The sequence below is a fragment of the Streptomyces sp. NPDC048353 genome, assembly GCF_055587165.1.
Window position 1 is genome coordinate 710016 of record NZ_JBVJGU010000002.1, and the last position, 25160, is coordinate 735175.

The window sequence follows — 25160 nt, forward strand, 5'->3', positions numbered from 1 at the left end:
GCCGCCTCCCCGGAGAACCACCCGTTCTAGGTGAGGACCACCAGCCGCTGGGTCGCCCGGGTCATGGCCACGTAACGGTCGACCGCTCCCGCCACCCCCGTCCCGAACGCCTCCGGGTCCACGAGGACCACCAGGTCGAACTCCAGGCCCTTCGCCAGCGATGGGGTCAGGGACCGGACCCGCGGCGAGGCCGGCCGGAAGGCGGGATCGCCGATGACACAGGCGGTCCCGTCGGCGTGCTCGGCCAGCCACGCCGCCAGGATCCCGTCCCGCTCCGCGACCCGCCCGTGGTGGACGGGCACGCCGCTGCTGCGGATGGACGCCGGCACGTTCGCGTCCGGCAGCGCGGCGCGGATGACCGGCTCGGCCTCCGCCATGACCTCTTCCGGTGTCCGGTAGTTGACGGTCAGCGAGGCCATCTCGATCCGGTCGAGACCCACCCGCTCCAGCCGCTCCCGCCACGACTCGGTGAAACCGTCCCGCGCCTGGGCGCGGTCACCGACGACGGTGAAGCTCCGCGAGGGGCAGCGCAGCAGCAGCATCTGCCACTCCGCGTCCGTCAGCTCCTGCGCCTCGTCCACCACGATGTGCGCGAACGGCCCGGCGAGCGGCTCCGGGTCGGCGGCCGGCGCCGCGGACTCGTCGACCAGGGTGTCCCGCAGGTCCTGCCCGCGGAGCATCGTCACCGCCCCCTCCCCGTCGTCGTCGGCCGCGAGCACGTTGTCGATGACCCCCGCCATGCGCTCCCGCTCGGCGGCCAGGGACGCCTCCCGGCGCCGCTTGCGCCGGGACGCCTCCGGATCGCCGAGCCGCTGCCGCGCCGCGTCCAGGAGCGGCAGGTCGGACACCGTCCAGGCCTGCGCGTCCGCCCGCCGCAGCGCGCGGACCTCGTCCGGGGACAGCCACGGGGCGCACATCCGCAGGTACGCCGGCACGGACCACAGGTCCCCGACCAGGTCGGCCGCTTCGAGGAGCGGCCAGGCGCGGGAGAGGGCCCCGGTCAGCTCCTCGTCGTGCAGCAGCGCCCGGCGGAACAGGTCCGAGGGCACCTCGGCGTCGAGCCGGTCCCGCAGGATCGCGACCAGTTCCTCCCAGATCAGCTCCCGCGCCTCGTTGTGCGGGACGCCCGCCTCCGCCGCCCGGAACGCCTCGGCCCAGTCCGCGGCGCTCAGCCGGAGATCGGCCCAGGGGGTGGTGACCGTCATCCCCTCCTCGGGAGGCGACTCGTAGAAGCGGACGGCCTTCTCGATCGCCCCCACCATCCGCGCGGACGACTTCAGCCGGGCCACCTCCGGATCGGCCTCGGGCACCGCCGTGGCGCCCTCGGTGACGAGGTCCCGCACCGTGCAGGTCCGCACGCCCTCCTCGCCGAGGCTGGGGAGGACATCGGCGACGTACGCCAGATAGGGCTGGTGCGGGCCGACGAACAGCACGCCCCCGCGACGCTGACCGAGGTGCGGGTCGGAGTAGAGGAGGTACGCCGAGCGGTGCAGGGCGACGACGGTCTTGCCCGTACCCGGGCCGCCGTCGACGACGAGGGCGCCGCGGGACCCCGCCCGGATCACGGCGTCCTGGTCGGACTGGATGGTGGCGAGCACGTCGCGCATCCGGGCCGAGCGGTTGCTCCCCAGACTGGCGATGAACGCGGACTGGTCGTCCAGGGCGGCGTGGTGGTCGAGACCGTCGGCGGTGAACACCTCGTCCCAGTAGTCGCTCACCCGCCCGCCGGTCCAGCGGTAGCGGCGGCGGCTCGCCAGCCCCATCGGCCGGGCGTGGGTCGCCGCGAAGAACGGCTCCGCGGCGGGGGAGCGCCAGTCGATCAGCAGCCGCCGCCCGGTGCTGTCGGTGAGACCGAGCCGCCCGATGTAGACGGGCTCGGAGCCGTCCGCGCCGACGACCCGGCCGAGGCACAGGTCGAGGCCGAAGCGCCGCAGGGCGCGCAGCCGGCCGGTCAGCCGGTGCACCTCCAGGTCACGCTCCAACGCCTCCCGGCCGACGCCCCCGGGCGCCCGGCGGGCGGCGTCCAGACGGTCCGACAGCTCGGCGATCGACTGCTCCAGGCTCTCCGCGACGGCCGCGAAGTGCCGCTCGTCGTCGGCGATGAGCGCGGGATCGGCCTTGGACGCGAGACGGTCGGGAAGGTCGAAAGCTGACAGAGAAACGCGCACTTCGTGAATCACCCAATTCTGCAGGCTCCGGGACAGGTGAGTGATTCTGCGGTACGACGGGGGCCTTGCCGCAAGCCCCCCTGTGCGCTATAAGTTGAGAGTGGCGAGGAGTACGGACTCTTCCGTGCCCCCTCCCGCCGGCCTCAGGATCGAAGGCGCCCCGCCTCTCCGCACGGCCTTTCCCCCGGGTCTCCGGCCCTCAGCCGCCGCAGCCGCCCCCGCACCCTCCGCCGCAGCCGCTCCCGCCGGACGGTCGCTCGTTGGCCTTCCTGATCGCCCGGCGCAGCCCCTTGTCCCGTATCCCGCCGGTGCCGAACAGCGCCACGCCGATCCCGTCCGGGTCGACGTGCCCGTGATCGTCACCGCAGGCGGGAGCCTCGGCCCAGGCGGACCCGGCGAGGTGGCGGTGCGTCTCCCGCAGCCGCCGCAGGGCCGCGCGGCCCGCGGGGGTCAGCCTGCCCTCGGGGGTGAACCGCCCGAACGGCGACAGGCAGAAGCCCGCGATCAGCAGGGCCACCGCGAGCAGCGAGGCGGGGTTCCACCAGGCCGCGGTCCCCTCCCCGGCCGAGGCGTACACCCCCCACCCCACGAACGCCGACACGGCGCAGACCGCCATGTGCAGGAACCAGACCGACCGCCAGGTGCGCAGCGGACCTAGCGGGCGGAGCAGCCCGTCGTCGACGAGAGCCTCGTCCAGCGCCCGCACGGCCGCCGAGGCGACCAGTCGCTCGTGCAGCCGGCTCGACGCCACGTCGCCCTTGGCCGACTTCTTCTCCGCCGAGAACGTCGCGCGCACCTGCCGGCGCAGCGGATCCGCGTCGTACGCCCGGCCCTCGCCCCACCGCGTCCTCCTCCCGGACAGCACGAGGACGCCGGCAGTGTGCATCCCGAAGAGCACCGTGTCCGCGACCCGCGCCGGACCGCCCGCGAGCAGCGCGATCCCCGCCGGGTCGACCGGGTCAGGGCACTCCGCCGGTGCCACGGGCGCACGCTCCGCGGCCCGTCGGGTCCGCACCAGCATCCACGCCGACGCCCCGCCCGCCAGGGCGGGCAGGAGCACGGTCAGACCGCTGTCGTACACAGCACGTTCCTTCCTCCGTCGACCGCGTACGTCCAGTAGACGCTCCGGTCGCCGGTGCTTCGGGAGCAGTAGCCGGCCGGGTAGGACGACTGCGCCGTGTGGTAGCCGGTGATCTGCAGGACCGTGTTGTAGCCGTTCGGCACCGTGTCCGCGTCGCAGTTCCACAGGTTCATCGGGCGGGACGCCGTGATGGTGGTGCCGCTGCGCTTGGCGACGAAGCACTGGCCCTTGCGGTACTGCCGCTCCACGCACAGCGTCGTGGAGAAGGCGGCGCGCGAGCCCGCGTGGTACCAGTAGCTGCGCCCGGTGCCCGTCGGGCAGTCCGCGAAGTCGATGCCCTCGGTCGCCGCGGTGACCCGCAGGAAGGCGTTGGCGGCCGCACAGCCCACCGTCTGCGGGACGGAGGTCGACCAGGAGGCGTAGCCGTCGTCGAAGGCGGTGAGGCAGTCGCTGGTGTCGACGGCCCGGAAGGCGCGGTCCTCGGCGTCCGGGGTGGGCGTCGGGGTCGTGCGGGAGCCGTAGGTGGCGGTGGGCGTCGGGGTCGTGCGGGAGCCGTAGGTGGCGGTGGAGCTCGTCGACGGCGACGAGCCGCTACCGGTCGAACCCGTGTCGTCGTCGGCGTTCGCCTGGTAGACGAAGAACGCGATGACGGCGAGCAGGACGAGCCAGAACCAGCCGTCTCCGCCCCCGCCGCTCTTCGGGGCGGGTGCGGGTGTGGGTGGGGCGGGTGGGGTCGTACGGGCGGGCGGTGTACGGGTCGGCGGTGTCGCCCCCGCACGGGGACCGCTCGGACGGTTCGGGCGGTCGGGACGGCTCGCGGGCGCCGGCCGCGGGTTCGGGGCGGCCCGCTTGAGGGCCTCCTCCTGGGCCGCCAGGGCCGCCGCCATGGACTCCCGCGCGGCCCGCGCCTGTTCGGCCCGATCCCGCTCGGCTCGTTCCCGTTCGGCCCGTTCCCGTTCGGCCCGTTCCCGATCGGCCCGTTCCCGTTCGGCTCGTTCCGCTCGCTCCCGCTCGGCCTGCGCCTGTCGGGCCCGGGCCTGTTCCGCCCGTTCCCGTTCCGCCCGGGCCTGCGCCTCGCGGCGGGCCCGTTCCTCCGGGAGGACCCGGGTCGGGCCGGGCGGCGGGACCGCGCTCGTCCGCTGGTCCGCGGCCGGCCCCAGGGAGCCCCCCGAGCCGGCCGTCTGGAAGACGCGCGCCTGACGCTCGTACGCGCCGATCAGCTCCGTCCACCGCGGCGGCAGCCACCGGTTCCCGGCGGGCGAGCCGGGGGCGTTCGGCAGGCCCGCGATCGCGGAGGTGAACTGGTCCAGGACCTCGGCCGGGGCCGGCCGGGCGCCCGGATCCACCGCCAGGCAGGGCCGGATCAGCGGGGCCAGCTCCTTGGGCAGCCCGCCCAGGTCGAGATCGCCGCGCTGCACCCGGGCCAGCAGCCGCAGCGTGTCCCCGTCCTCCGGGTACGGCGGCCGGCCGACGGAGAGGTGGAAGAGGGTGGCGCCGAGGGAGTAGACGTCGGCGGCGGCCGTGGACACCTCGCCGCGCGCCTGCTCGGGCGAGGTGAACGCGATGGTCCCCAGGGTGAGCTGGGTCCGCGTGAGGTCGCTGGCGTGCGAGATGCCGAAGTCGATGAGCCGCGGCCCGGCCGCCGGCAGCAGGATGTTCTGCGGCTTCACGTCGCGGTGGACGATCCCCATCCGGTGGAGGGTGACCAGCGCCTCCGCCGTCCCGGCGGCCACCCAGCGGACGGCCGATGCCTGCAGCACGCCCTTGGCGCGGACCAGCTCGGAGAGCGAGGGGGCGGCGATGTACTCGATCGCCATCCAGGGCCGGTCGGCGGTGGCGTCCGCGTCCAGGACCCGGGCGGTGTGGACGCTGGTGACCCGCCGGGCGACCGCCACCTCGCGCGCGAAGCGGCGCCGGTCGGTCTCGCCGACCACTCCCTCGGCGAGCAGGGTCTTCACGGCGACGAGCCGTCCGCCCCGGCCGCGCCCGAGATAGACCCGGCCCATGCCGCCCGTACCGAGCCTGCCCAGCAGCCGGTACTGCCCGAGCCGCGGCGGATCGTCCCCGCGCAGCTCCTCCAGGCGCGCCCCCGTCATGCCGTACCTCCCCCTGGTACCCGTACCGCTCCACAGTGGCACGACAGGGGCGGGTCGGCCATGGAACTCCCCGTCCCGGACGGATCCGGGACGGGGAGTTCACGGAATCGATATCGACGGGTGCCTGTCGGCCCGTCAGCCGGTGCAGTACTGCTGGGCCTTGCCGATCGAGCGGTACATGCAGTCGGAGTTCTCCAGGAGCTGCAGGACGGCGTCCCGGTTGCGGCTCGTCTCGCGCTCGATGACCTCGTCGGGCGGGTAGAAACCGCCGTTCCAGGAGGAGGCCGGGTACATCTCGAAGGTGTACCCGAAGATCTTCTGCGACCCCCACAGATAGTCGTCGATCGACCCGTCCGTGATGTAGAGGTCGCTCGACTGCTCCGCGGTGTAGCCGTTGCTGGCGGCCATCTTCTGTCCGACGGCGGCGAAGGCGTTCCGGTCGTCCTGGGTCATCCCCGGGGCGGTGTCGGCGTTGGTCCAGCCGAACGGCCAGAGCACCAGCTCGCTGTACGTGTGGAAGTCGATGCCGGCCTTGATCTGCTGCTTCCCGCCCACCACGCGGGAGCGGACGAAGTCGGCGACGACCTTCACCTCGGGGGCCGACTCGGGGGCGGTGCCCCGGTAGGTCTCGGAGCTCTTGGAGCCCGATGAGCCGCCACAGCAGCCCCACTTGTAGTCCCAGTTGCGGTTCAGGTCGGTGCCGACGTAGCTGGAGCCGCTGTTGGGCTGCCGGTTCTTGCGCCAGCTGCGGTAGGAGCCGGAGGCGATGTCGTACTCGCCGCCGTCCGGGTTGAGGTCCGGCACGATCCAGATCTCGCGGCCGTTGACCGCGTTGGTGATCCGGGAGTCCGTGCCGTAGCCGGCGCCGAGCTCGCGCAGGAGGTAGAGCGCCATCTCGACGGTCAGGTGCTCGCGGGCGTGCTGGTGGTGGGTGAAGAGGACCTCGGGTTCGGCCTCGTCCGTGCCCACGTTGTCGCTGATCTTGACGGCGATGATGTCCCGGCCCTGGTACGTCTTGCCGATGACCCGCTTGTTCATGATGCCCGGGTACTGGGCCAGGCGCTGGTCGATCTCCGCGTTCATCTCGGCGTAGTTGTGGTACTTCGAGTCGGCGGAGGGGAAGTCCAGCGGCCGGACGCCGAGCCCCTCGATGGAACGGTCGGGCGGTCCGGGCAGGGGCGTCACCCGGTAGCCGAGGGCCTTGACCTTCCTCAGCTGCTCGGCGGTGGCGCTGACCACGACCGAGCGGGCGTCGACCTCGTCCACCGAGACTCCGGTGGCGGCGAGGGCGGTCCTGGCGGCGGGGGTGGCGGGTCCGGTGACCTCGTACTGACGGATCACTTCCTCGGTGGCGGCGGTCGGCGCCGGGCCGGCCCCGGCGGGGGTCGCGCTGACGGAGAGCGGCGCCGCCACGGCGAACGCCAGCAGGGCCGCGAGTGTGGCGGACCTTCCTCCGCGGATGCGAAGTCGCATGCTGTCTCCTGGGTGGGGAGTGTGGGGGTGTGCGACAGAACTCGGTGCGGGTGTCCGGGCCACATCGTGAAGTCCTGGCATGCACAGGTCAAGGTGTCGGGTTCGGCCATACTGTCCCGCGTGGGGACGCTGATCGGTACGTACGAGGTCGAGCACAAGCTAGGCGAAGGCGGCATGGGCACCGTGTATTTGGCGCGCTCGCGCGGCGGACGCGCGGTCGCCGTCAAGGTCGCCCGGCCGGAACTCGCCGCGGACCCGGGCTTCCGGGCCCGCTTCCGCGCCGAGGTCGCCGCCGCCCGGAGGGTCGGCGGCTTCCACACCGCGCAGGTGGTGGACGCCGACCCGGACGCGGAAGCGCCCTGGCTGGCCGCGGCGTACATCCCCGGGCCGACCCTCGCCGGGCTCGTCGCCGCCGAGGGCCCGCTGCCCGAAGCGCGGCTGCGCGCGCTCGGGGCCGCGCTCGCCGAGGCGCTGGAGGCCATCCACGGCTGCGGGCTCGTCCACCGCGACCTCAAGCCCGGCAACATCGTGATGGCCTCGGACGGGCCCCGGGTCCTCGACTTCGGGATCGCCCGCGCCGTCGAGTCGACCCGGCTCACCGCCACCGGGACGGCCTTCGGGACGCCGGGGTACCTCGCCCCCGAGCAGGCCCTCGGCGAGGAGGTGACCGGCGCCGCCGACGTCTTCGCGCTGGGCGCGGTCCTGGTGGCGGCGGCCGGCGGCCGGGCCTTCGGCGACGGGACCCCGATGGGCCTGATGTACCGCTCCGTCCACGAGCCCGCCGACCTCTCCGCGGTCCCGGCCGCGCTGCGGGGGCTGGTGGCGGCATGCCTGGCCAAGGACCCGGCCGCCCGGCCGGCACCGGGCGGGATCCTCGACGTCCTCACCGCCCCGGCGGCGCCCGCCCCGGGCCCCGCCCCGACGCCGACGGTGGTCGCGGCGCCGCACGTGCCCGCCGACGTGCGGGACGCGGTCCCTCCGCACGCGCTGCCCACCCAGGACGTGGGGGAGGCGCGGCGCGGGCCGGGCGTACGGGTCGGGCCACCGGCCGCCGCCCCTGCGCCGGCCCCCGTACGGGACCGCGCGCCCGGTTCCGTAGCGCCGCCGGAGCAGCCCGCCGGGCCTCCGCCGCCTCCGGTAGCGCCGCCGGCCGCCGCCTCGCCCTCCTCCCCGGCGCCGATGCCGCCGATGCCGTCGGCCCCGCCGTCCGGGCCCGCGCTCATCGCCGCCGACGGCGAGTGCGGGATCATCGCCGACGCCGACGGGATCGCCTTCGAGCTGTTCGGCGAGCAGGCGGAGTTCGGCTGGGACGAGATCGGAGCCGTCGCCCAGGAGACCCCGTGGCGCGGACGGCAGTTCCGCGTCGTCGTCACGCTCCGGGACGGCAGCACGTACGAGTGCGAGGTGAACGGCCGCGCCGCCCGCGTACGGGAGTGGGCCGCCCAGCTCGACCTCGTCCTCGACCGCCATCTGGAGGGGTGAACGCGCGCAGCGCCGCCGGGGAAACGGCGGCGCTGCGGGGGAGGTTCCTAAGAAGTGTCTTGCCGGCGGGTCTTACGGCAGGTTGTGGACGTGCGGGCCGACCGCGTTCGACCAGGCGTTCCCGGCCGTCGCATCCCAGTTGGTCGACCAGGTCATCGCGCCGCGAAGGCTCGGCCAGGTCTGCGACGGCTTGAACGTGCCGCAGCCGGTGCCGCGGGTCAGGCAGTCCAGCGCGTTGCGCACGACGGACGGGTCGACGTAGCCGCTGCCGGCGCCCCGGGTCGAGGCGGGCACCCCGAGGCCGACCTGGGAGGCGTCCAGACCGCCCTGGAGCTGGATGCAGGCGAGCGCGGTGAGGAAGTCCACCGAGCCCTGGCTGTACACCTTGCCGTCGCAGCCGAGCATGGAACCGCTGTTGTAGTACTGCATGTTGACCACCGTGAGGATGTCCTTCACGGCGAGCGCTGTCTTGAAGTACTCGGTCCCGGTGTTCTGCATGTCGATGGTCTGCGGGGCCATCGTCAGGACCATCGACGAACCGGCCTTGGCGGACAGCTGGCGCAGCGCCTTGGTGAGGTACGTGGAGTTGATGCCGTGCTCGAGGTCGATGTCGACGCCGTTGAAGCCGTACTCCTGCATCAGGGCGTACGCGCTGTTCGCGAAGGCGGTCGCGGAGGCGTCACTGTTGATCGTGACGTTGCCCTTCTCGCCGCCGACCGAGATGATCACGGACTTGCCGGCCGCCTTCTTGGCCGCGATGTCGGCCTTGAAGTCGGCGACCGAGGCGTAGCCCACGGCCGGGTCGAGGTTGAAGACGATCTGACCGGGCGTGGCCGTGGAGTCGGCGAAGGAGACGGCGATGATGTCGTACTGCGACTGCACGTCCCGCAGCTTCTGGACCGTGGCGCCGTTGTCGAAGTTCTGCCAGTAGCCGGTCAGCGCGTGCTTGGGCACGGCCGGCCCGGGGCCGGGGTCGGTGGTCTTGCTCGTCCTCGCGGTCACGGCGGCCGACTTCGCGGACTCGCCGGCGGCGTTCGTCGCGGAGACCTGGAACTGGTACGAGGTGTCGGCGGCGAGCCCGGTGACGGTGGCCGACGTCCCGCTCACGGACTGCACCTTGGTGGTGCCGCGGTAGACGTTGTAGCCGGTGGCGCCGGAGACCGCGTTCCAGTTCAGGGCGACGGAGGACGTGGTGACCGCACCGGCGGCGAGGCCCGCGGGGGTGGCCGGGACGACGGGGTCGGGGTCGGTGCCGCCGCCTCCGTCGGGGCCGAAGACGCTGACGTCGTCGACCTGGTAGGCGGCCGTGCCGTACCAGCCGTGGGTGTAGATCTGCACGGAGGTGGTGCTCGCGCCGGTGGTGAAGGTGGTCGTCAGCTGCTTCCAGGACGGGCTGTCGGGCGTCCAGGTGGAGACGTCGGTCGTTCCGGTGCCGGCCGCGCCGAGGTAGGCGTAGCCGCCCCGCACCCAGGCGCTCAGCGTGTAGCGCGCGTTGGGCTTCACGGTCACGGTCTGGGTGCACTTGGCGTTGTCGAGGCCGGCGGGGGTGGCCTGAAGCGCCCCGGCGCCGGTGCGTACCGGCGAGGAGACGGCCGCGCCGCTGCCCGCGCTACAGGACCAGTTGGCGAGACCGGACTCGAAGCCCGCGTTCTTGGCGACGTTGACGTCGGCGGCCTGGGCGGTGCCGGCGCCGCCGACGAGGACGAGTCCGGAGCCGACGGCGAGCGCGAGCGCTCCGCCGAGTGCTCTGCGACGGTACGAGCGTGTGGTGGTGCGGTCCACTGGCTGCCTCCGGAGGGGGAGTGGGAGGTGGAGGTACGGAACGGTGGCCACCGCTGAGGGAACAAGTTGGTCCAGACCAATTCAGTTGTCAAGACCTGTGGCACGACGGGACGTTGGGCGGGGGATGGAGGAACCGGGCGGCGGGGGCGGTTCCGGGTGCCCGGCGGGGCGCTCGGAGGCGGGCCCACGGCCGGGCCCAGCGGGGGCCCAGGTGCGGACCCAGGGGCGGCCCAGGCCCGGGCCTACGCCGGGCCCACCGGGGGCCCAGCGCCGGACCCGGGAAAACCCCTGCCGCTTGGCGGATTGTGTGTTCACCAGCCCGCGAGACGTGGATAAAGTGCAGTGGCATCCGCGAGTGCAGTGACGCGGTGACCGCAGTGAGTGACGTGGACGGGGGAGCTCGACGTGCCGACAGCGATCGCGGTCACCAGCGCCGACCTGGTGCTGCCGCCCACCGACCCCCGCACCCCCGCCGCCGTCGTCCTGCCCGCGCCCGAGACCCAGCCGCTCGCCTCCGCCGTCGCCGAACTCCAGCTCCTCCTCGACCGGTACGGCTACGTCATCGTGCTCTGCCCCTCCTCCGTGCCCACCGCCACCGAGCGACGTCTGCACGCGATCCGGGCACTGCTGGAGAGCGACCGCATCGCCCTCGTCAAGACCGACCTGCCGCCCCTCGGCACCGCCGTCCTCGCCCGCCAGCTGCGGCAGCTCTCCGTCTGCGACTTCAGCCCCGGCGTCATCGCCTCGGCCGCCCGGCTCCTCGCCCACTACATCTACGCCGGGGCCGTCCTCGGCTCCGTCGCCAAGCTCGACCGGGTGCCCGTCAGCCTGAAGTCCCACGTCAAGGGCTGGCTCCCGGGCGCCCAGTTCGCCGTCCTCGCCGGGCCCGTTCCCCAGCTCGACAGGATCGGCCCGGGCGTCCCGCCGCCCCCCGGACCGGAGTTCGTCACCGAACTCGTCCTCGCCCGGGGGCAGCTCCAGAGCGACTGGCCGACCGGCACCCTCGTACCGGGATGGCAGGTCAGGGGCGTGCAGGAGGCCCCGCTGCCCGCCGAGTCGCCACGATGGTGGGGCACCGGCAGGATCGTCGAGTTCGCCGCCTATCTGCCCGACCTGCCGGTCCTGCACCAACTCGTCTCCTCCGTCCGGCGCGAGACCTGCCACTGGTGCGCGATGGAACTCATCGGGGACCGCTGCGGCTTCTGCTCCGCCCCGCTGCCGACCGTCCGTCATCAGGCCCCGGCGGGCCGGCCGGAGGAGGCCGCCGCCGGACACCGGGCTGCGGCCGCCGGGCGTCACACCCCGGCATCCGGCCGCCACGCCTCCACGGCCCGCATCCCGTAACGCCACCCGGAACCCCATCCGTGTCACGCCCGACGCCCGCGCCCCCGCACCGCCCGATGTTCTCGTCCCGCCCGCTGGTCCCGCACCGCCCGATGGTCCCGCCCTCCGGTCCCTGCCCGCCGAGTCCCATGTCACCGATCGAGGTTGTACGGCAATGAACTCCCGCCAGCGCCGTGGCGTCATCATCCTGCTGCTGTCCGTCCTGTGTGCCCTGGGAGCGTTCGCCGGCGTCCTCTCCGTGATGAGCGACGTGAACTCCAAGGTCGGCCCCGAAGTGACGGCGTACCGCGTCAAGGGCGACGTGGCGCCGTACACCCCGCTCGGCGCCCGCCACTTCGAGAAGATCACCATGCCGAAGCGATGGCTTTCGGCCAATGCCGTCACCGATCTCTCCCGCATCGACGGGAAGATCGCCGTGACCGGCCTCAAGGCCGGTTCGCTGCTGCAGAGCGACATGATCGTCGAGCGTCCCGCGCTCCAGCCGGGCCAGCAGGAGATCGCCATCATGATCGACGCCGCCACCGGAGTGGCCGGCAAGATCACCCCCGGTGCCACGGTCAACATCTACGCCACCTTCGCCGGCGAACGCGGCGGACAGCCCGCCCAGTCCAAGGTCATCGTCAGCAACGCCCGCGTCATCGACGTCGGCGAACTCACCCCGATCGACGCCAAGCGCGACGACCGCGCCGACCGTGCCACCGAGGCCGTGCCGATCACCTTCGCCCTGAGCACCCTCGACACCCAGCGCGTCGCCTACGCCGAGTCCTTCGCCGAACACGTACGACTCGCCCTCGTGGCGCCCGGCGGCGAACCCCCCGTCAAGCCCGGCGACCGCACCTACACGCTCGACAAGGACAAGTGAGGCCGGTATGACCACCAGGATCCTGCCGGCCGTCGGCGACCCGGACGCGGCCCGGGCCGTCGTCACCCTGCTCAGCCAGCTCCCCGACGCCGAGCCGGCCGCGCCCGTGGCCGACTCCACCCACCTCGTCGACACCCTCGCCCGGCTCGCCGCCGCATCCCTCGACGAACTCCCCGAAGTCGTCCTGGTCCACGAACGCATCGGCCCCGTCCCCGCCCTAGAGCTCGTCCGCGAGGTCGCCCTCCGCTTCCCCGCCGTCGGCGTCGTCCTCATCACCGCCGACGCGAGCCCCGTCCTCTTCTCCGCCGCCATGGACTCCGGCGCCCGCGGCCTCGTCACCCTCCCCCTCGGATACGAGGAACTGGCCAGCCGCGTTCACGCCGCCGCCCAGTGGTCCGTCGGCGTCCGCCGCCACCTCGGCGCGGGACCCGACGTGCTGACCGGCCCCGGCGGCACGGTCGTCACCGTCAGCGGGGCCAAGGGCGGGGTCGGCACCACCGTCACGGCCGTCCAGCTCGCCCTCGCCTCCCAGGCCTCCGGCCGCAGCGTCGCCCTCGTCGACCTGGACCTCCAGGGCGGCGACATCGGCTCCTACCTCGACGTACAGTTCCGCCGCTCCCTCGCCGACCTCGCGGCGGTCGACGACATCTCCCCCCGCGTCCTCCAGGACGCCGTCTACACCCACGAGACGGGCATCGCCCTGCTCCTCGCCCCCGGCGAGGGAGAACGCGGCGAGGAGGTCGCCGACCGCTCCGCCCGCCAGATCATCGGTGCGCTCCGCTCCCGCTACGACGTCGTGGTCATCGACTGCGGCACCTATCTGACCGGCGCCGGCGCGGTCGCCGTCGAGATGGCCGACGCCGCCGTCCTCGTCACCACCCCGGACGTGGTCGCCGTCCGGGCGGCGAAGCGGATCGTACGGATGTGGGACCGGCTCCAGATCCGCAAGGCGGAGGAGAGCGTCTGCCTGGTCAACCGCTACACCCGCGCCACCGAGATCCAGCCGGCCCTCATCCAGAAGATCACCGGCACCCGGATGGCCGGCGTCGTCGTCCCCGCCCACTTCAAGGAGCTCCAGGGCGTCGTCGACGCGGGCCGCCTCCACGAACTGGACGCCCGCTCGACGGTGAAGCAGGCGCTGTGGTCCCTGGCGGGCGAACTGGGCCTGGTCGCCCCGGCCGACCAGAGCGGCGGTACGGGGCCGGGGAAGCAGCTCGCACGGGTGGCGCGCGGATCCGACCGGTCAGGCGACCGGGGGCCGACGGGCCTGCGGCGCGGACGCGGCAAGGGGCGCTGAGCCGTGCCGACGTCGTACCGGGACGACGACAGGGGACAGGTGGCCGTCGAGTTCCTCGGCATGGTCCCCCTCATCCTGCTCACGCTCGTCCTGCTCTGGCAGTGCGTCCTGGTCGGCTACACCTTCACCCTCGCGGGCAACGCGGCCGACGAGGCGGCCCGGGAGGCCGCCGTGGACGGCGACTGCGCGGGCGCCGCGAGACGACACCTGGACGGCGCGTGGGCCTCGGGGGCGTCCGTCGACTGCGGACCGTCCGGAGGCGGCATGGTGCGCGCCGAGGTCGGACTCCGGGTGCCGGTGCTGTTCCCGGGGGCGATCAGCTTCCCCTTCACGGTGACCGGCGAGGCGGGAGCCGTACGGGAAGAGGGGGAGGGGCCGTGAGGAACGTACGCGGGGAGGGGCGGGACGGGGCTTTCGGCGTACGGCGGGCCGGGAGGGACGGGGCTTTCAGCGTGCACGGGGCCGGGCGGGACGCGGCTGTCGGCGTGCGCGGGAAACGGCGCGGGGCCGGGGCCTTCGGCGTGCGCGGGAAACGGCACGGGGCCGGGCGGGACGGGGCCGTCAGCGGCGGGAGCCTGGGAATCGGGGGTCGGCACCGGAACCGGGACCGGGGCCAGGTCGCCGTCGAGTACCTCGGCTTCCTGCCCATCCTGCTCCTCGTCGCCCTCGCCGGCATCCAGCTCGGCATCGCCGCCTACGCCGCTCAGCAGGCCGGGACGGGCGCCCGGGCCGCCGCCCGCGCCGCCTCCCACGACGACACGACCCTCGCCCCGGAAGCGGCCGGCCGGGCGGCGATGAGCGACTGGATCGCGGAGCGCAGCACCGTGGGCGCGCCCGAGGGGGCCGAGGAGGTCACGGCGACGGTGACCGTCCGGATCCCGTCGGTCGTCCCCTTCTGGGACTTCGGGAACGTCACCAAGACCGCGACCCTGCCGATGTCCGCGTCCGAGGAGGACGACTCATGAGCCTGCGGGCCCGCATCAGCACCCCCGAGGAGAACGGCCCGGGCGGCAGGGAGGACGGCCACCTCGTCGCCTCCTTCCGCGCCAAGCTCCTGGAGGAGATCGACCTCACCGAGATGTCCGCGCTCGCCGCCGCCGAGCGCCGGGCCCGCCTGGAGCGCGTCCTCGGACACATCATCAGCCGCGAGGGCCCTGTCCTCTCCACCGCCGAACGCGCCCAGCTCATCCGCCGCGTCGTCGACGAAGCGCTCGGCCTCGGCGTCCTCGAACCCCTCCTCGAAGACGCGTCCATCACCGAGATCATGGTCAACGGCCCCGACCAGATCTTCATCGAACGCGCCGGACGGGTCGAACTCCTCCCGCTCCGCTTCGCCTCCCACGAACAGCTGATGCAGACCATCGAACGGATCGTCTCCACCGTCAACCGGCGGGTCGACGAGTCGAACCCCATGGTCGACGCCCGCCTGCCGTCCGGCGAGCGCGTCAACGTCGTCATCCCCCCGCTGTCCCTGACCGGGGCCACCCTGACGATCCGCCGCTTCCCCCGCGCGTACACCCTCACCGAGATGATCGGCCTCGGCTCGCTCGACGAGCACATGCTGCTGCTGCTCGCCGGCCTGGTCCAGGCGAAGTTCAACATCATCGTCTCCGGCGCCACCGGCACCGGCAAGACCACCCTCCTCAACGCCCTCTCGGGGCTGATCCCCGACGGCGAACGCGTCATCACCATCGAGGACTCGGCCGAACTCCAGCTCCAGCAGTCCCACGTCATCCGCCTCGAAAGCCGCCCCCCGAACATCGAAGGCCGCGGCCAGGTCACCATCCGCGACCTCGTCCGCAACTCCCTGCGCATGCGCCCCGACCGCATCATCGTCGGCGAGGTCCGCGGCGGCGAGACGCTCGACATGCTCCAGGCGATGTCCACCGGCCACGACGGCTCCCTCGCCACCGTCCACGCGAACTCCGCCGAGGACGCCCTCATGCGGCTCCAGACCCTCGCCTCCATGTCCGAGGTCAAGGTCCCCTTCGAGGCGCTCCGGGACCAGATCAACAGCGCCGTCGACGTCCTGGTCCAGCTCACCCGGCACGCCGACGGCACCCGCAGGATCACCGAGATCGCCGTCCTGGCCTCGGACGGACGCGAACGGTTCACCCTCGCCACCGTCTGCCGCTTCCGCGCCCGGCCGCTCGCCGCCGACGGGCGCGTGCACGGCGAGTTCACGTACCACCCGCTGCCGCGCCGGGTCGCCGAACGGCTCTACCTCGCCGGCCAGCCCATCCCCCAGGCCTACGGCGTGGCCGCGTCGGACGGGCAGCTCGCGACCCGGGAAGCGAAGTAGGAGAGGCCACGAACGATGAATCCGACCCTGCTGACGATCGGCGTCGCGCTCCTCTGCTGCGTCCTCGGCGTGATCGGCGTCCAGCTGTACGCCGCCGGGGCGGCCCAGCGCGCCGCCCTGGTCGCCCGGCTCACCCACACCGGCGAACCGGAACGGACCGGCCGCCGACGGCGCCGCTTCCGAGCCCTCGACCGGCGCCTGCGGAGGACCCGCTTCGGACGCGGCCTCGACCTGCGGATCTCGGCCACCGGACTCGACCTGACCCCCGGCGAGTTCGTCGCCGCCATGGCGGCGACCGTGACCGCGCTGTGGATCGCAGGGCAGGCGCTGCTCTCCCCGTTCTTCGGCCCCCTCTGCGGCTTCTTCGGCGTCTGGGTCGCGCTCGGCTTCCTCAACTGGCAGCGGCAGAAGCGGATCGAGAGGTTCATCAACCAGCTCCCCGAGCTCTCCCGCATCCTCGCCAACGCCACCGAGGCCGGACTCGCCCTGCGGATGGCGCTCAGCATGGCCGCCGACGAGATGGAGGCGCCCGCCGGCGACGAACTGGAGAAAGTCGCCCAGCAGCTCGCCGTCGGCACCTCCATCGACGACGCCCTCGGCGAACTCGCCGAACGCCTGCCCTCCCGCGAACTCGTCGTCCTCGTCACCACCCTCGTCCTCGCCAACAAGGCCGGCGGCACCGTCGTCGCCTCGCTGCGCAACCTCACCGAGACCCTCGAGGAACGCAAGGAGACCCGGCGGGAGGTCCGCACCCAGCTCTCCCAGGTGAGCATGACCGCCTACGCCGTACCCGTCATCGGCATCGGCTCCCTGTTCCTGATCGACAACATGCAGCCGGGCGCCCTCGACCGGATGACCGGATCCGGCCTCGGCCAGGCCGCGGTCGTCCTCGCCTTCGGCCTGTACGTCCTCGGCTTCGCCGTCATCCGCCGCTTCTCGAAGATCGACGTCTGAGGGGCCGGGAGACACACCATGGACCTGCTGCTCGCGCTCGCCGCCGCCCTCTCCGTCACCGGAATCCTCTACGGCATCCGCCTCTACCGCGCCGACGCCCGGCTCCCCGACGACCTCCGGCTCGCCCTGGAGGTCGGCTCCACCCGCACCGGAGCCGTGGACTCCGTCGTGGACCGCCTCGGCATGCGCTACTCCCCGGCCGTCCTGCGCGCGATGGGCCCCACCCGCGTCAACCAGGTCAGGCGCCGCATCGACCTCGCGGGCAACCCCGGCGGCCTGACCATCGACCGGTACGGGGCCCGGCGCGCCGTCTACGGCTTCCTCGGCGGCCTCGGCGGCCTGGTCATGCTCTCCAACGGAGACGTCCTCGTCGCCCTCCTCCTCTTCGCGTTCGGCGTCTTCTGGACCGAGGTCGGCATCTGGTCGGCCATCCGCATCCGCAAGGACCAGATCGAACGCACCCTGCCCGACTTCCTCGACGTCCTCGCCGTCGTCGTCAGCGCCGGCCTCGCCTTCCGCCAGGCCCTCGACCGGGTGGCGGACAAGTACGAAGGCCCCTGGGCCGACGAACTCCGCATCACCCTGCGCCAGATGGACATGGGCGTCAGCCGCCGCCAGGCCTTCGACGAGCTGCGCCGCCGCAACGACTCCGAACAGGTCGCCCAGTTCGTCACCGCGCTCCAGCAGGGCGAGGAGCTGGGCGCGCCGATCGTCGACACCCTCATCCAGATCGCCAACGACATGCGCAGGACCGACGCCCAGAACGCCCGCAGGAAGGCGGCCAAGGCGGTCCCGAAGGCGACCATGGTGATCACGACGCTGATGGTCCCGGCGACGATGATCCTGCTCGGAGCGGGCCTGTTCCTGGGCACGGGGACCGACTTCGGCTCGGTCACGGGGGAGTGAGCCGGATGGGGTGGGGCTGGACGAGGAGCGGGGGCGGGGGCGGTGCCGAGGGTGCCGGCGCTGCCTCCGCCGGCACCTCGGCTTCGGGTCCGGGGGCGGTGGACGCGGCGGTGGATCCGGGGGTGGGGCCGAGGGTGGATTTAGGGGCGGGGCCGGGGGTTCACCTGGGGGTGGACCTCCAGGTGAACGCCCTCCAGGCCCTGTGCCGCCAGGTCTTCGGCTTCCGCCTCGCAATGATCGCCCTGGCGACCCCGGCCGCGCTCCTGAACGCCGCCCCCGGCCTCGCCCAGCGGCTCGTCGGCGCGGCGGTCCTGGTCACCTTCATGGTGTCGTACGTCCTGTTCCGGGACTGGGAACGGTTCGGCCCGCTGCTCCTGAAGCACCCCGCCCTGCTGGCCGCCGACACCCTCTTCGGCGCGCTGCTGCTCGTCACGGCCGGCCCGCAGAGCACCCTCGGCTACGTCAGCGTCTGCACGCCGCTGCTCGCCGGACTCGTCTACGGCTGGCGGGGCGCCGCCTTCTTCGCCTGCCTCCAGGCCCTGATCCTGCTGGCGATCTACGCCGCCGACCCGCGCCACCTGGACGTGTCGCCGGGCGAGGCGACGCTCCTCCCGGGCCTCTGCGTCATCACCGGAGCCTGGGGCGTGACACACCGGAACCTCCTGCTCCGATTCGGTACGGCGACCCACTCCCTCACCCGGGTCAGGGCCCGCTTCGCGGCGGCCCAGGCGGTGGAGGAGGAACGCGCCCGCCTCGCCCGCGAGATGCACGACTCCGTCGCCAAGACCCTGCACGGCCTGGCGCTCGCCGCCGACGCCCTGGCCGCGACGGAGGACCCACGGACCGTCCGCCACCAGGCCGAACTCGTCGCGCGCGCGGCCCGCCGGGCGGCCGGCGAATCCCGCGAACTCCTCGCCGACCTGCGCAGGCAGTCGTACGGAGGCGGGGAGAGCGTCGACGTCGCGGCCGAACTCCACGATCGCGTACGCGACTTCAGCCGACGCTCGGGCATCGACGCGGCCTACCGGGGCGTCGGCGAGGGCGCCGTACCGCCCGTGCCGTACGCCGTGGCCCGACAGCTGCTCACGATCGCGTCGGAGGCGATGGAGAACGCGGAACGCCACGCCCGGCCGACCCGGGTCGACGTCTCGGCCGGAGTGGTCGCGGGCCTGCTCCGCATCAGCGTCCGGGACGACGGCCCGGGCCTCCCCCCGGGCACGACCCTGGACGGCCTGCGCCGGACCGGCCACTTCGGCCTGGTGGGCATGGTCGAACGGGCGGCGGGCGTCGGCGCGCGGCTCAGGATCGGAAGGGGCGAGTCGGTGCGGGGCACGGAGGTACGCCTGGAGCTTCCGGTGGGAGGTGGCGCGCGATGACGCTGACCGTCCTGGTCGCCGACGACAACCCGGTCGTCCGCGCGGGCTTGACGTCCCTTCTGTCCCACCACCCCGACCTCCAGGTGGTGGCGGAGGCCGGCGACGGCCGCACGGCGATCGAGGCGACGGAACACCACCGCCCGGACGTGATCCTCCTCGACGTCCGCATGCCCCTGATCGACGGCCTCAGCGCCCTTCCCTCCCTGACCCGCCTGGCCCCGGTCCTGATGCTGACGTACAGCGGCGAGACGGCGGTGGTCCGCGAGACGCTGCGCCTGGGCGCGGGGGGCTATCTGGTCCACGGGGAGTTCACGGTGGAGGAACTGGTGACGGCGGTACGGGACGTCCGATCCGGCCGCCCCCACTTCACGCCGACGGCGGCGAAGGCGGTACTGGGGGTGGTGCGCGGAATGGATCCGGGTGCGACTGCACACGTGAGTGAGTGGGTAAGAGCCCCCGAGCGATCGCAGTTTGGCGATTTTACTTCGCACGTGCAACGAGATGTGTCATGCTTCGGATTGAGCCGGAGGGAGGGGGAGGTGATGGACTTGATCGCATCGGGCCTGAACAACCGCCAGATCGCGGACACGTGCTTCATCAGCGAGAAGACGGTGAAGAACCACATCAACCGCATCTTCGCCAAACTCCACAGCACCACCCGCAGCGAGGCCATAGCCGCCTGGCTCGGCACCAGGACCACCTCATGACCAGACCCCGCCTTTGGGCCCACGGACCCTGTCGCGGTGACGGCCCGGACGCGTACGGTGAGCGGGGCGGAATCGGCGCCGTGATGTACGTATCCGGAGGGGACCACCATGAGCGACGTCATGTTGAAGGCCGTGACGAGGGCCAAGGTGCACATGACTGCCTGGACGCGAGAGGCGTCGAAGGACCGGGGGCAGACGGCGGTGGAGTACCTGGGGATCATCGTGGTGGTGGTCGCGATCGTGATCGCCATCACCGGCACGGACATCGGCCAGTCGATCAAGACCGCCATCTCTCAGAAGATCACCGAACTGACCGGGGGCGGCGGCGAGTAACGCTGCACGGTCGGCGAGCAGATCGGGGCCAGGCGTTCCCCATCTACATCACCGTGGTGGCGGGACTGCTCCTCCTTGCGTTCGTGTACTTCGCAGTCGGACAAGCCGCAGCGACCCGCAATGGTGCCCAGACGGCCGCTGACGCGGCCGCGCTCGCAGCAGCGCAGGACGCACGGGATCAGCTCCGGGACGGTTGGCTCGAAGTGATCACGGATCCCGGACGGTGGGACGACTTCATCAACGGCGAGTCCTACGTCGAGGGGAGCGCCTGCCGTAGAGCTGCGTCCTTCGCTGCAAAGAACGACGCGTTGCTCTGGGGTGATGGATGCTCACGTCTGCCGATGGATGCAGAGGGCTTCAGAGTGGAAGTTCGGACCCTCCGAGCTGTGGGAGAGTCCGTGGTGCCCGGCACAGAACGGCAGCACGCTACGGCGAGCGCCAAAGCGGTGATCGAACCACGCTGTACGTTCGACCCTCCCGAGCCGACTCAGGAACCGGATCCGGGACCTGAGCTGCCCCCTGAGCCTGATCCCGGTCCAACGGAGCCCAGTCCGATCGTCGGTCTGTGGTGCGGCGGCGAGCCCTGGGAGATCGATCCGGAGCAACCGCGACTGCCTGACGTCGCAGACCTCTTCACTGTCCGACTTGCCGACTGACCCACCAATGACGAGTAAAGGAAACGCGATTCATGAGCGTTCGGTATGCGAGCAAGTCCCGAGGGGGCGCGGCCGCACTTGTATGTGCGGTCGGACTGGCCCTCGTCGCAACCGGATGCGGAAGCGACGACAAGCCGAAGAACGACAAGCCCGCCGCAAGCACCGCCGCTCCGACGGCCGATGGCAGCCCCAAGGAGACACAGACCCAAGAGCCTGCCGAAGTGCTGGCGGCACTGAAGGGGCAGAAGGGATTGGAGCTCTCCATCAACACGGCGGAGCGCGACGCCGGTGGATTCCTGACGATCAAGGGCAGGCTGGCCAATACCTCTGACTCCGCCACTGCCATCCCTGCCCAGACGGCGGGAGACGAGACGGAGGTGGTGAAGCACGGCAACTCGTTGGGCGGTGCCACTCTCGTCGATTCAGCCGGGAAGAAGCGCTACTACGTGCTGCGGGACACCGATGGTCGGCCATTGACCACAACAGGGATGCCCGGCCTCGGGGCCGGCCGATCGATCGCCGTCTTCATGCAGTTCCCCGCTCCACCCGCAAGTACGACAGAGGTCTCGTTCCAGTTGCCCACTTTCGAGCCCGGCACCATCAAACTCTCCTGACGGACGCCGCTGCCATGACGAATCCCCGCCGCCTCGCCCCCCTCGCCGCCGCCACCCTCCTCCTCGTCCTTCTCCCCGGCGCCCCCGCCCTCGCCGACGACCCGCCCAACTCCACCTCCAGCGCCTCCCCGCCGCCCCCCATCGACGCCAACTCTCCCGAGCTCATGCTTCCCGACGGGGCCACCCTCGCGCCCGCCAAGGTGCTCGACATCAAGCAGATCGTCGAGGAGGAGGGCGGCGAGCAGCGGCGGGAGGACACCAATGTGGACGTCACCTTCGCGCTTCAGGCGGAGGTGCTGTTTCCGAAGGACAGTGCCAAGCTCAGCGGCGCCGCCAGTGCCCGCATCGCCGCCATCGCCGTCGAGATCAACAAGCAGGACTCGCGCAAGGTCCGCGTCTTCGGATTCACGGACAATCTCGGTACGTACGAACACGGTGTGAAGCTCTCCAAGGAGCGCGCCAACGCCGTCCAGCAGGAGTTGGCCAAGACCCTCGACCCGGGGATGACGTTCGACATCCGCGGTTACAGCGAGGACTACCCCATCGCCGACAACCACACCGAGGAAGGCCGCACGAAGAACCGCCGCGTCGAGATCTCCTTCCCCCGTACGACGGGCGGCTGACGTCCATGCGGTTACCGCCCCCCTCACCCCGGCCCCGCCACCCCCCTGATCGTCGCGATCATCCGGGTCGGGTGGTGGAAGACCTCCGTCGCCGTGAAGCGCAGGATGCGGCGGACCTCGGGGCATTCCGTCAGGGCGTTGAAGCGGGCGATGTCGCGGGCGTGGGCGTGGGGGGTGCCGTGGAAGGCGTAGCCCTCGATCTCGATGACCAGGCCCGCCTCGCGGAACAGGAAGTCGGGGCGTAGCGGGCGGCCCGACGGGGTGTGGAGCAGGGGCTGGGACTCCGGGTGGAGGCCCGCGTCGTGCATGTGGAGGCGGGCGATCGTCTCCGCGGGGGAGCCGGTCGCCGGGTCGGCCAGAGGCAGGCACCGTCGGGCCCGGGCCGCGCCCGGGAGGCGGGCGGTGAGGTGCGCGGCCAGGTCGTCGGGGCGGACCAGGGGGTCGCGGCGGACGCCGCGGATCGTGCGGCGGGACAGCGCCGAGTCCGCCGCCACCACGGCCTCCTCGCGGTTGCCGCACCGCATCAGGTCCCCGACCGTCCGAGCCGGGGTCGTCACCCGCAGCCCCGACCGTATGCACACGTCCCGGTCGGTGAGCACGGCCGTGGCGTGGACGCGCAGCCCCGTCCGGCGCGAGCCGCCGCTACCGTCCCGCCGGGCCACGGTGAAGTGCAGCACCTCCCCTCCGCCCCCGTCCGCCGGCCCGTGCAGGGTCTCGACGCGGTGCAGCGCCGCCGCCGTCGCGTGGCTGCACACCCACCCCGGCCGCAGCAACTGCACCGCTCTCGCCCTGACCCGCCAGTCCACCTCCTTTCCCGGGACGGCCCACGCCCCCCGGCAGATCCACTGCCACCCCTCGCCGCGCAACCGCCCCCGCAGGCGTCCCCGCGACCAGCCCGCCACATACGCCCACTCGGTCAGCAGCACCCCGCCCCGAGCCGTCTGCACCAAGTCCTCCACGACCGCGCCCCCCACGCTCCCCGCGCCGCACACCTCCACCACCGTCACCCCCGTCACGACCTCACGTCTTACGCCTCACGCCTTACGCCTCTCGACCTCACGCCCCAACGATCCACGGATGAGGGATTGTTCGCATCCCCTGTGGATAACTCCCCGTCACGTGCCCCATCCTGTACGTGATGACGACGACAACGCCGCCGAGCGTGCAACTGGTCAGTGACCTCGTCGCCCGGATCCCCGAATTCCGGGCCGCGTTCGAGACCCATGTCTTCCACCAGGGCGTCGTCCGTCCGCACGTGTTCTTTTGGGACGTCGTGCAGGACACCGTCCGGTCCTTCCTCGGCCCCGGGCCCGACACGGGACCGACCCCCGCCCCCGCCCCGCCACCCCCCTGGCGCCGCACCCTCGACTTCCTGGAGGAGCAGAGCGGCCGCGGGGTCCTCGGGATCGACGAGGTCATCGTCACGTCGTTCCTCAACGACCTCCCGTACCCGCACGAACCCGGCCACGGCATCGTCCGCGAGCTGGGGCCCCGGCTGGCGGCGAAATTCGGCAGGATACGGCCCGGCGGCTGACATCCCCCGATGCGGACGCCCCGTCGGAGCCCTTGCGCGCCCCGGACATAATCGACCGCATGTCCCCAGCTCAGCCCACCGCCCCGCGGCGGCCCGACCTCGCGCGTGTCTTCGCGGCCGTCCCGTGGCCCGCTCTCGGCGGCTACGCCGCCACCCGCCTCCTCGGCCTCGCGGTCCTCGCGATCGCGGCCGCCGTCACCGGCAAGGACGGGCTGCACCGGCTGAACGGACGCTGGGACTCCGTCTGGTACGTCCGGATCGCCGAGCAGGGGTACGGCTACCAGGTCACGCTCCCCGACGGCAGCGTCCACGCGGACCTGGCCTTCTTCCCGCTGTTCCCCCTCCTCGAACGGGCCCTGTCCACCGTCCTGCCCGTCGACGCCGCCACCGCCGGGCTGCTCGTCTCCTGGGCCGCCTCCCTCGCCGCCGCCTGGGGCATCTACGCCGTCGGCACGCACGTCGCGGGCCGGCCCGCCGGGACCGCCCTCGCCGTGTTGTGGGGCGTCTACCCGACCGCCTTCGTCCAGTCGATGGCGTACACCGAGACGCTCTTCACCGCCCTCGCCGCCTGGTCGGTCCTCGCCGTCCTGCGCGGGCGCTGGATCCTGGCCGGTGCCCTCTGCGTGCTCGCCGGGCTCACCCGCCCGACCGCCGCCGCGCTCGTCGCCGCCATCGGGATCACCGCACTGGTCACCGTCGTACGCGACCGCCGCCTCCACGCGCGCGTGGCGGCCGGTGCGCTGCTCGCGCCGCTGGGCTGGCTCGCATACGTCGTCTACGTCGGCGTACGGGAAGGCAGCGCCACCGCCTACTTCGACGTCCAGGCCGCCTGGGGGAACTCGATCGACGGCGGGGTCGCCCTCGCCCGTTTCATCTGGGGCCTGCCGCCCCTGGCCGCCCTCGGTCTCTGCGCGGCCCTCGGCCTGCTCGCGTGGCTGGTGGTCCTGTGCGTTCGGCAGGGCCAGCCGTTGCCGCTGCTCGTGTACACGATCGCCGTCGTCGTGATCTCCCTCGTCGGCGCGGCGTACTTCGGCTCCCGGCCGCGCCTGATGATGCCCGCGTTCGGTCTGCTGCTTCCGGCGGCGGTGGCGCTGGTACGGCTCCGGGTGCGCAACCGGATCCTCGTCCTGACCGGCCTCGCGTCGGCCTCCGCCGTCTACGGTGCGTTCACGCTTCTCGGCTCGGGGCCACCGTGACCCGTACGCCCGGCCGCAACCCCCAGGCCGCCATCGCGCCGGCCTCCGCCTCCAGGACGTGCCGGCCCCGCAGCCGGATCATGCCGATCCGGCCCGGCTTCATCGTCACGACGTCGAGCACCCGGAACGAACGGTCCAGGTAGGCCACGTCGATGCCGAAGCGCATCCCGAACGTGTGGACGCTGTTCGTCGGGGTGATGAGGAGGGCGCCCGCGATCCCGTCCCGGCCGAGCAGCCCGCGCCGCCGGGCCCGGTAGGAGGCCGCGATCTCCAGCGGTATTCCCGCACCCGGGCCCCCGCCCCGCTCGCCCCCGCCCGCGTCGCGGACCGTCAACGTCCCCGTACCGTCACGCCACTTCCCCATAGGGGAGACG

24 protein-coding genes are annotated in these 25160 nt (G+C 72.7%); 17 read left to right on the top strand and 7 right to left on the bottom strand.

The features are described from left to right. Positions 1-26 precede the first annotated feature (26 nt). From helR to ACZ6RC_RS08675, 4 genes are all read right to left on the bottom strand, one after another. Positions 27-2168 (bottom strand): RNA polymerase recycling motor ATPase HelR, encoded by a 2142-nt coding sequence (gene helR / locus ACZ6RC_RS08660; RefSeq protein ID WP_469580135.1) that lies wholly within the window; start codon positions 2166-2168, stop codon positions 27-29. A 199-nt stretch (positions 2169-2367) separates the two neighbouring features. Continuing rightward, positions 2368-3249, bottom strand: coding sequence for a TIGR04222 domain-containing membrane protein (locus ACZ6RC_RS08665; protein WP_469580138.1), 882 nt, complete (start codon positions 3247-3249; stop codon positions 2368-2370). Beyond that, entirely contained in the window at positions 3231-5345 is a 2115-nt protein-coding gene (locus ACZ6RC_RS08670) for a serine/threonine-protein kinase (protein WP_469580140.1), read from the bottom strand. The genes ACZ6RC_RS08665 and ACZ6RC_RS08670 overlap by 19 nt, the downstream gene beginning before the upstream one ends. 135 nt (positions 5346-5480) lie before the next feature. After that, positions 5481-6818 (bottom strand): M14 family metallopeptidase, encoded by a 1338-nt coding sequence (locus tag ACZ6RC_RS08675; RefSeq protein WP_453613320.1) that lies wholly within the window; start codon positions 6816-6818, stop codon positions 5481-5483. 174 nt (positions 6819-6992) lie between these two features. Between ACZ6RC_RS08675 and ACZ6RC_RS08680 the strand changes: the two genes are divergently transcribed. After that, the gene (locus tag ACZ6RC_RS08680; RefSeq protein ID WP_469580825.1) at positions 6993-8300 is read left to right on the top strand and encodes a serine/threonine-protein kinase; all 1308 of its coding nucleotides are present in this window, start codon (positions 6993-6995) and stop codon (positions 8298-8300) included. A 72-nt stretch (positions 8301-8372) separates the two neighbouring features. Here ACZ6RC_RS08680 and ACZ6RC_RS08685 read toward each other — a convergent pair whose 3' ends face one another. Beyond that, positions 8373-10082: a chitinase gene (locus ACZ6RC_RS08685; protein WP_391139472.1), complete on the bottom strand. Its 1710-nt coding sequence runs from the start codon at positions 10080-10082 to the stop codon at positions 8373-8375. A 405-nt stretch (positions 10083-10487) separates the two neighbouring features. On the opposite strand from ACZ6RC_RS08685, the gene ACZ6RC_RS08690 reads away from it, so the two are divergent. The 14 genes from ACZ6RC_RS08690 (at position 10488) to ACZ6RC_RS08755 (ending at position 22056) form a co-directional block, all read left to right on the top strand. Then, positions 10488-11426, top strand: coding sequence for a hypothetical protein (locus ACZ6RC_RS08690; protein WP_469580145.1), 939 nt, complete (start codon positions 10488-10490; stop codon positions 11424-11426). A 154-nt stretch (positions 11427-11580) separates the two neighbouring features. Continuing rightward, positions 11581-12288 carry a Flp pilus assembly protein CpaB gene (gene cpaB / locus ACZ6RC_RS08695; RefSeq protein WP_391139470.1) on the top strand — a complete coding sequence of 236 codons (708 nt, stop codon included), beginning with the start codon at positions 11581-11583 and terminating at the stop codon, positions 12286-12288. Positions 12289-12295: 7 nt separating this feature from the next. Continuing rightward, entirely contained in the window at positions 12296-13585 is a 1290-nt protein-coding gene (locus ACZ6RC_RS08700; protein WP_453613328.1) for a CpaE/TadZ family protein, read from the top strand. 3 nt (positions 13586-13588) lie between these two features. Then, positions 13589-13966: a TadE/TadG family type IV pilus assembly protein gene (locus ACZ6RC_RS08705; protein ID WP_453613331.1), complete on the top strand. Its 378-nt coding sequence runs from the start codon at positions 13589-13591 to the stop codon at positions 13964-13966. A 140-nt stretch (positions 13967-14106) separates the two neighbouring features. After that, positions 14107-14550 carry a TadE family protein gene (locus ACZ6RC_RS08710; RefSeq protein WP_469580150.1) on the top strand — a complete coding sequence of 148 codons (444 nt, stop codon included), beginning with the start codon at positions 14107-14109 and terminating at the stop codon, positions 14548-14550. Beyond that, positions 14547-15887 (top strand): CpaF family protein, encoded by a 1341-nt coding sequence (locus ACZ6RC_RS08715; RefSeq protein WP_391139466.1) that lies wholly within the window; start codon positions 14547-14549, stop codon positions 15885-15887. Before ACZ6RC_RS08710 ends, ACZ6RC_RS08715 begins: the two co-directional genes overlap by 4 nt. Before the next feature lie 15 nt (positions 15888-15902). Beyond that, the gene (locus tag ACZ6RC_RS08720) at positions 15903-16841 is read left to right on the top strand and encodes a type II secretion system F family protein (protein WP_469580154.1); all 939 of its coding nucleotides are present in this window, start codon (positions 15903-15905) and stop codon (positions 16839-16841) included. 18 nt (positions 16842-16859) lie between these two features. Further along, positions 16860-17747, top strand: coding sequence for a DUF5936 domain-containing protein (locus ACZ6RC_RS08725; protein WP_391139464.1), 888 nt, complete (start codon positions 16860-16862; stop codon positions 17745-17747). Between the two features lie 5 nt (positions 17748-17752). Further along, positions 17753-19123, top strand: a complete 1371-nt coding sequence (locus ACZ6RC_RS08730) for a sensor histidine kinase (RefSeq protein WP_469580159.1) — start codon at positions 17753-17755, stop codon at positions 19121-19123. Further along, complete coding sequence (locus ACZ6RC_RS08735; RefSeq protein WP_469580162.1) at positions 19120-19830, top strand: response regulator; 711 nt, start codon at positions 19120-19122, stop codon at positions 19828-19830. Before ACZ6RC_RS08730 ends, ACZ6RC_RS08735 begins: the two co-directional genes overlap by 4 nt. Positions 19831-19938: 108 nt before the next feature. Beyond that, positions 19939-20163 (top strand): Flp family type IVb pilin, encoded by a 225-nt coding sequence (locus ACZ6RC_RS08740; RefSeq protein WP_469580164.1) that lies wholly within the window; start codon positions 19939-19941, stop codon positions 20161-20163. 2 nt (positions 20164-20165) lie between these two features. After that, the gene (locus tag ACZ6RC_RS08745; protein WP_469580828.1) at positions 20166-20819 is read left to right on the top strand and encodes a pilus assembly protein TadG-related protein; all 654 of its coding nucleotides are present in this window, start codon (positions 20166-20168) and stop codon (positions 20817-20819) included. Positions 20820-20851: 32 nt separating this feature from the next. Further along, positions 20852-21433, top strand: a complete 582-nt coding sequence (locus ACZ6RC_RS08750) for a hypothetical protein (RefSeq protein WP_469580167.1) — start codon at positions 20852-20854, stop codon at positions 21431-21433. 14 nt (positions 21434-21447) lie between these two features. Continuing rightward, positions 21448-22056, top strand: coding sequence for an OmpA family protein (locus ACZ6RC_RS08755; RefSeq protein ID WP_469580170.1), 609 nt, complete (start codon positions 21448-21450; stop codon positions 22054-22056). Between the two features lie 23 nt (positions 22057-22079). Here ACZ6RC_RS08755 and ACZ6RC_RS08760 read toward each other — a convergent pair whose 3' ends face one another. Beyond that, positions 22080-23072 carry a hypothetical protein gene (locus ACZ6RC_RS08760; RefSeq protein ID WP_469580173.1) on the bottom strand — a complete coding sequence of 331 codons (993 nt, stop codon included), beginning with the start codon at positions 23070-23072 and terminating at the stop codon, positions 22080-22082. A 122-nt stretch (positions 23073-23194) separates the two neighbouring features. Between ACZ6RC_RS08760 and ACZ6RC_RS08765 the strand changes: the two genes are divergently transcribed. Further along, complete coding sequence (locus ACZ6RC_RS08765; protein WP_469580177.1) at positions 23195-23590, top strand: hypothetical protein; 396 nt, start codon at positions 23195-23197, stop codon at positions 23588-23590. A gap of 59 nt (positions 23591-23649) precedes the next feature. Beyond that, positions 23650-24786 (top strand): hypothetical protein, encoded by a 1137-nt coding sequence (locus ACZ6RC_RS08770; protein WP_469580180.1) that lies wholly within the window; start codon positions 23650-23652, stop codon positions 24784-24786. On the opposite strand, the gene ACZ6RC_RS08775 is transcribed toward ACZ6RC_RS08770, so the two are convergent. Beyond that, positions 24758-25150: a DUF192 domain-containing protein gene (locus tag ACZ6RC_RS08775; protein WP_469580183.1), complete on the bottom strand. Its 393-nt coding sequence runs from the start codon at positions 25148-25150 to the stop codon at positions 24758-24760. The genes ACZ6RC_RS08770 and ACZ6RC_RS08775 overlap by 29 nt on opposite strands. Between the last annotated feature and the right edge of the window lie 10 nt (positions 25151-25160).

Coding starts and splice junctions, on each gene's coding strand:
- ACZ6RC_RS08730 (WP_469580159.1), top strand. CDS start 17,753: ATGGGGTGGGGCTGGACGAGGAGCGGGGGCGGGGGCGGTGCCGAGGGT.
- ACZ6RC_RS08675 (WP_453613320.1), bottom strand. CDS start 6,818: ATGCGACTTCGCATCCGCGGAGGAAGGTCCGCCACACTCGCGGCCCTG.
- ACZ6RC_RS08670 (WP_469580140.1), bottom strand. CDS start 5,345: ATGACGGGGGCGCGCCTGGAGGAGCTGCGCGGGGACGATCCGCCGCGG.
- ACZ6RC_RS08770 (WP_469580180.1), top strand. CDS start 23,650: ATGTCCCCAGCTCAGCCCACCGCCCCGCGGCGGCCCGACCTCGCGCGT.
- ACZ6RC_RS08750 (WP_469580167.1), top strand. CDS start 20,852: ATGAGCGTTCGGTATGCGAGCAAGTCCCGAGGGGGCGCGGCCGCACTT.
- ACZ6RC_RS08680 (WP_469580825.1), top strand. CDS start 6,993: ATGGGCACCGTGTATTTGGCGCGCTCGCGCGGCGGACGCGCGGTCGCC.
- ACZ6RC_RS08740 (WP_469580164.1), top strand. CDS start 19,939: ATGAGCGACGTCATGTTGAAGGCCGTGACGAGGGCCAAGGTGCACATG.
- ACZ6RC_RS08735 (WP_469580162.1), top strand. CDS start 19,120: ATGACGCTGACCGTCCTGGTCGCCGACGACAACCCGGTCGTCCGCGCG.
- ACZ6RC_RS08765 (WP_469580177.1), top strand. CDS start 23,195: ATGACGACGACAACGCCGCCGAGCGTGCAACTGGTCAGTGACCTCGTC.
- ACZ6RC_RS08755 (WP_469580170.1), top strand. CDS start 21,448: ATGACGAATCCCCGCCGCCTCGCCCCCCTCGCCGCCGCCACCCTCCTC.
- ACZ6RC_RS08715 (WP_391139466.1), top strand. CDS start 14,547: ATGAGCCTGCGGGCCCGCATCAGCACCCCCGAGGAGAACGGCCCGGGC.
- ACZ6RC_RS08720 (WP_469580154.1), top strand. CDS start 15,903: ATGAATCCGACCCTGCTGACGATCGGCGTCGCGCTCCTCTGCTGCGTC.
- ACZ6RC_RS08700 (WP_453613328.1), top strand. CDS start 12,296: ATGACCACCAGGATCCTGCCGGCCGTCGGCGACCCGGACGCGGCCCGG.
- cpaB (WP_391139470.1), top strand. CDS start 11,581: ATGAACTCCCGCCAGCGCCGTGGCGTCATCATCCTGCTGCTGTCCGTC.
- ACZ6RC_RS08725 (WP_391139464.1), top strand. CDS start 16,860: ATGGACCTGCTGCTCGCGCTCGCCGCCGCCCTCTCCGTCACCGGAATC.
- ACZ6RC_RS08775 (WP_469580183.1), bottom strand. CDS start 25,150: ATGGGGAAGTGGCGTGACGGTACGGGGACGTTGACGGTCCGCGACGCG.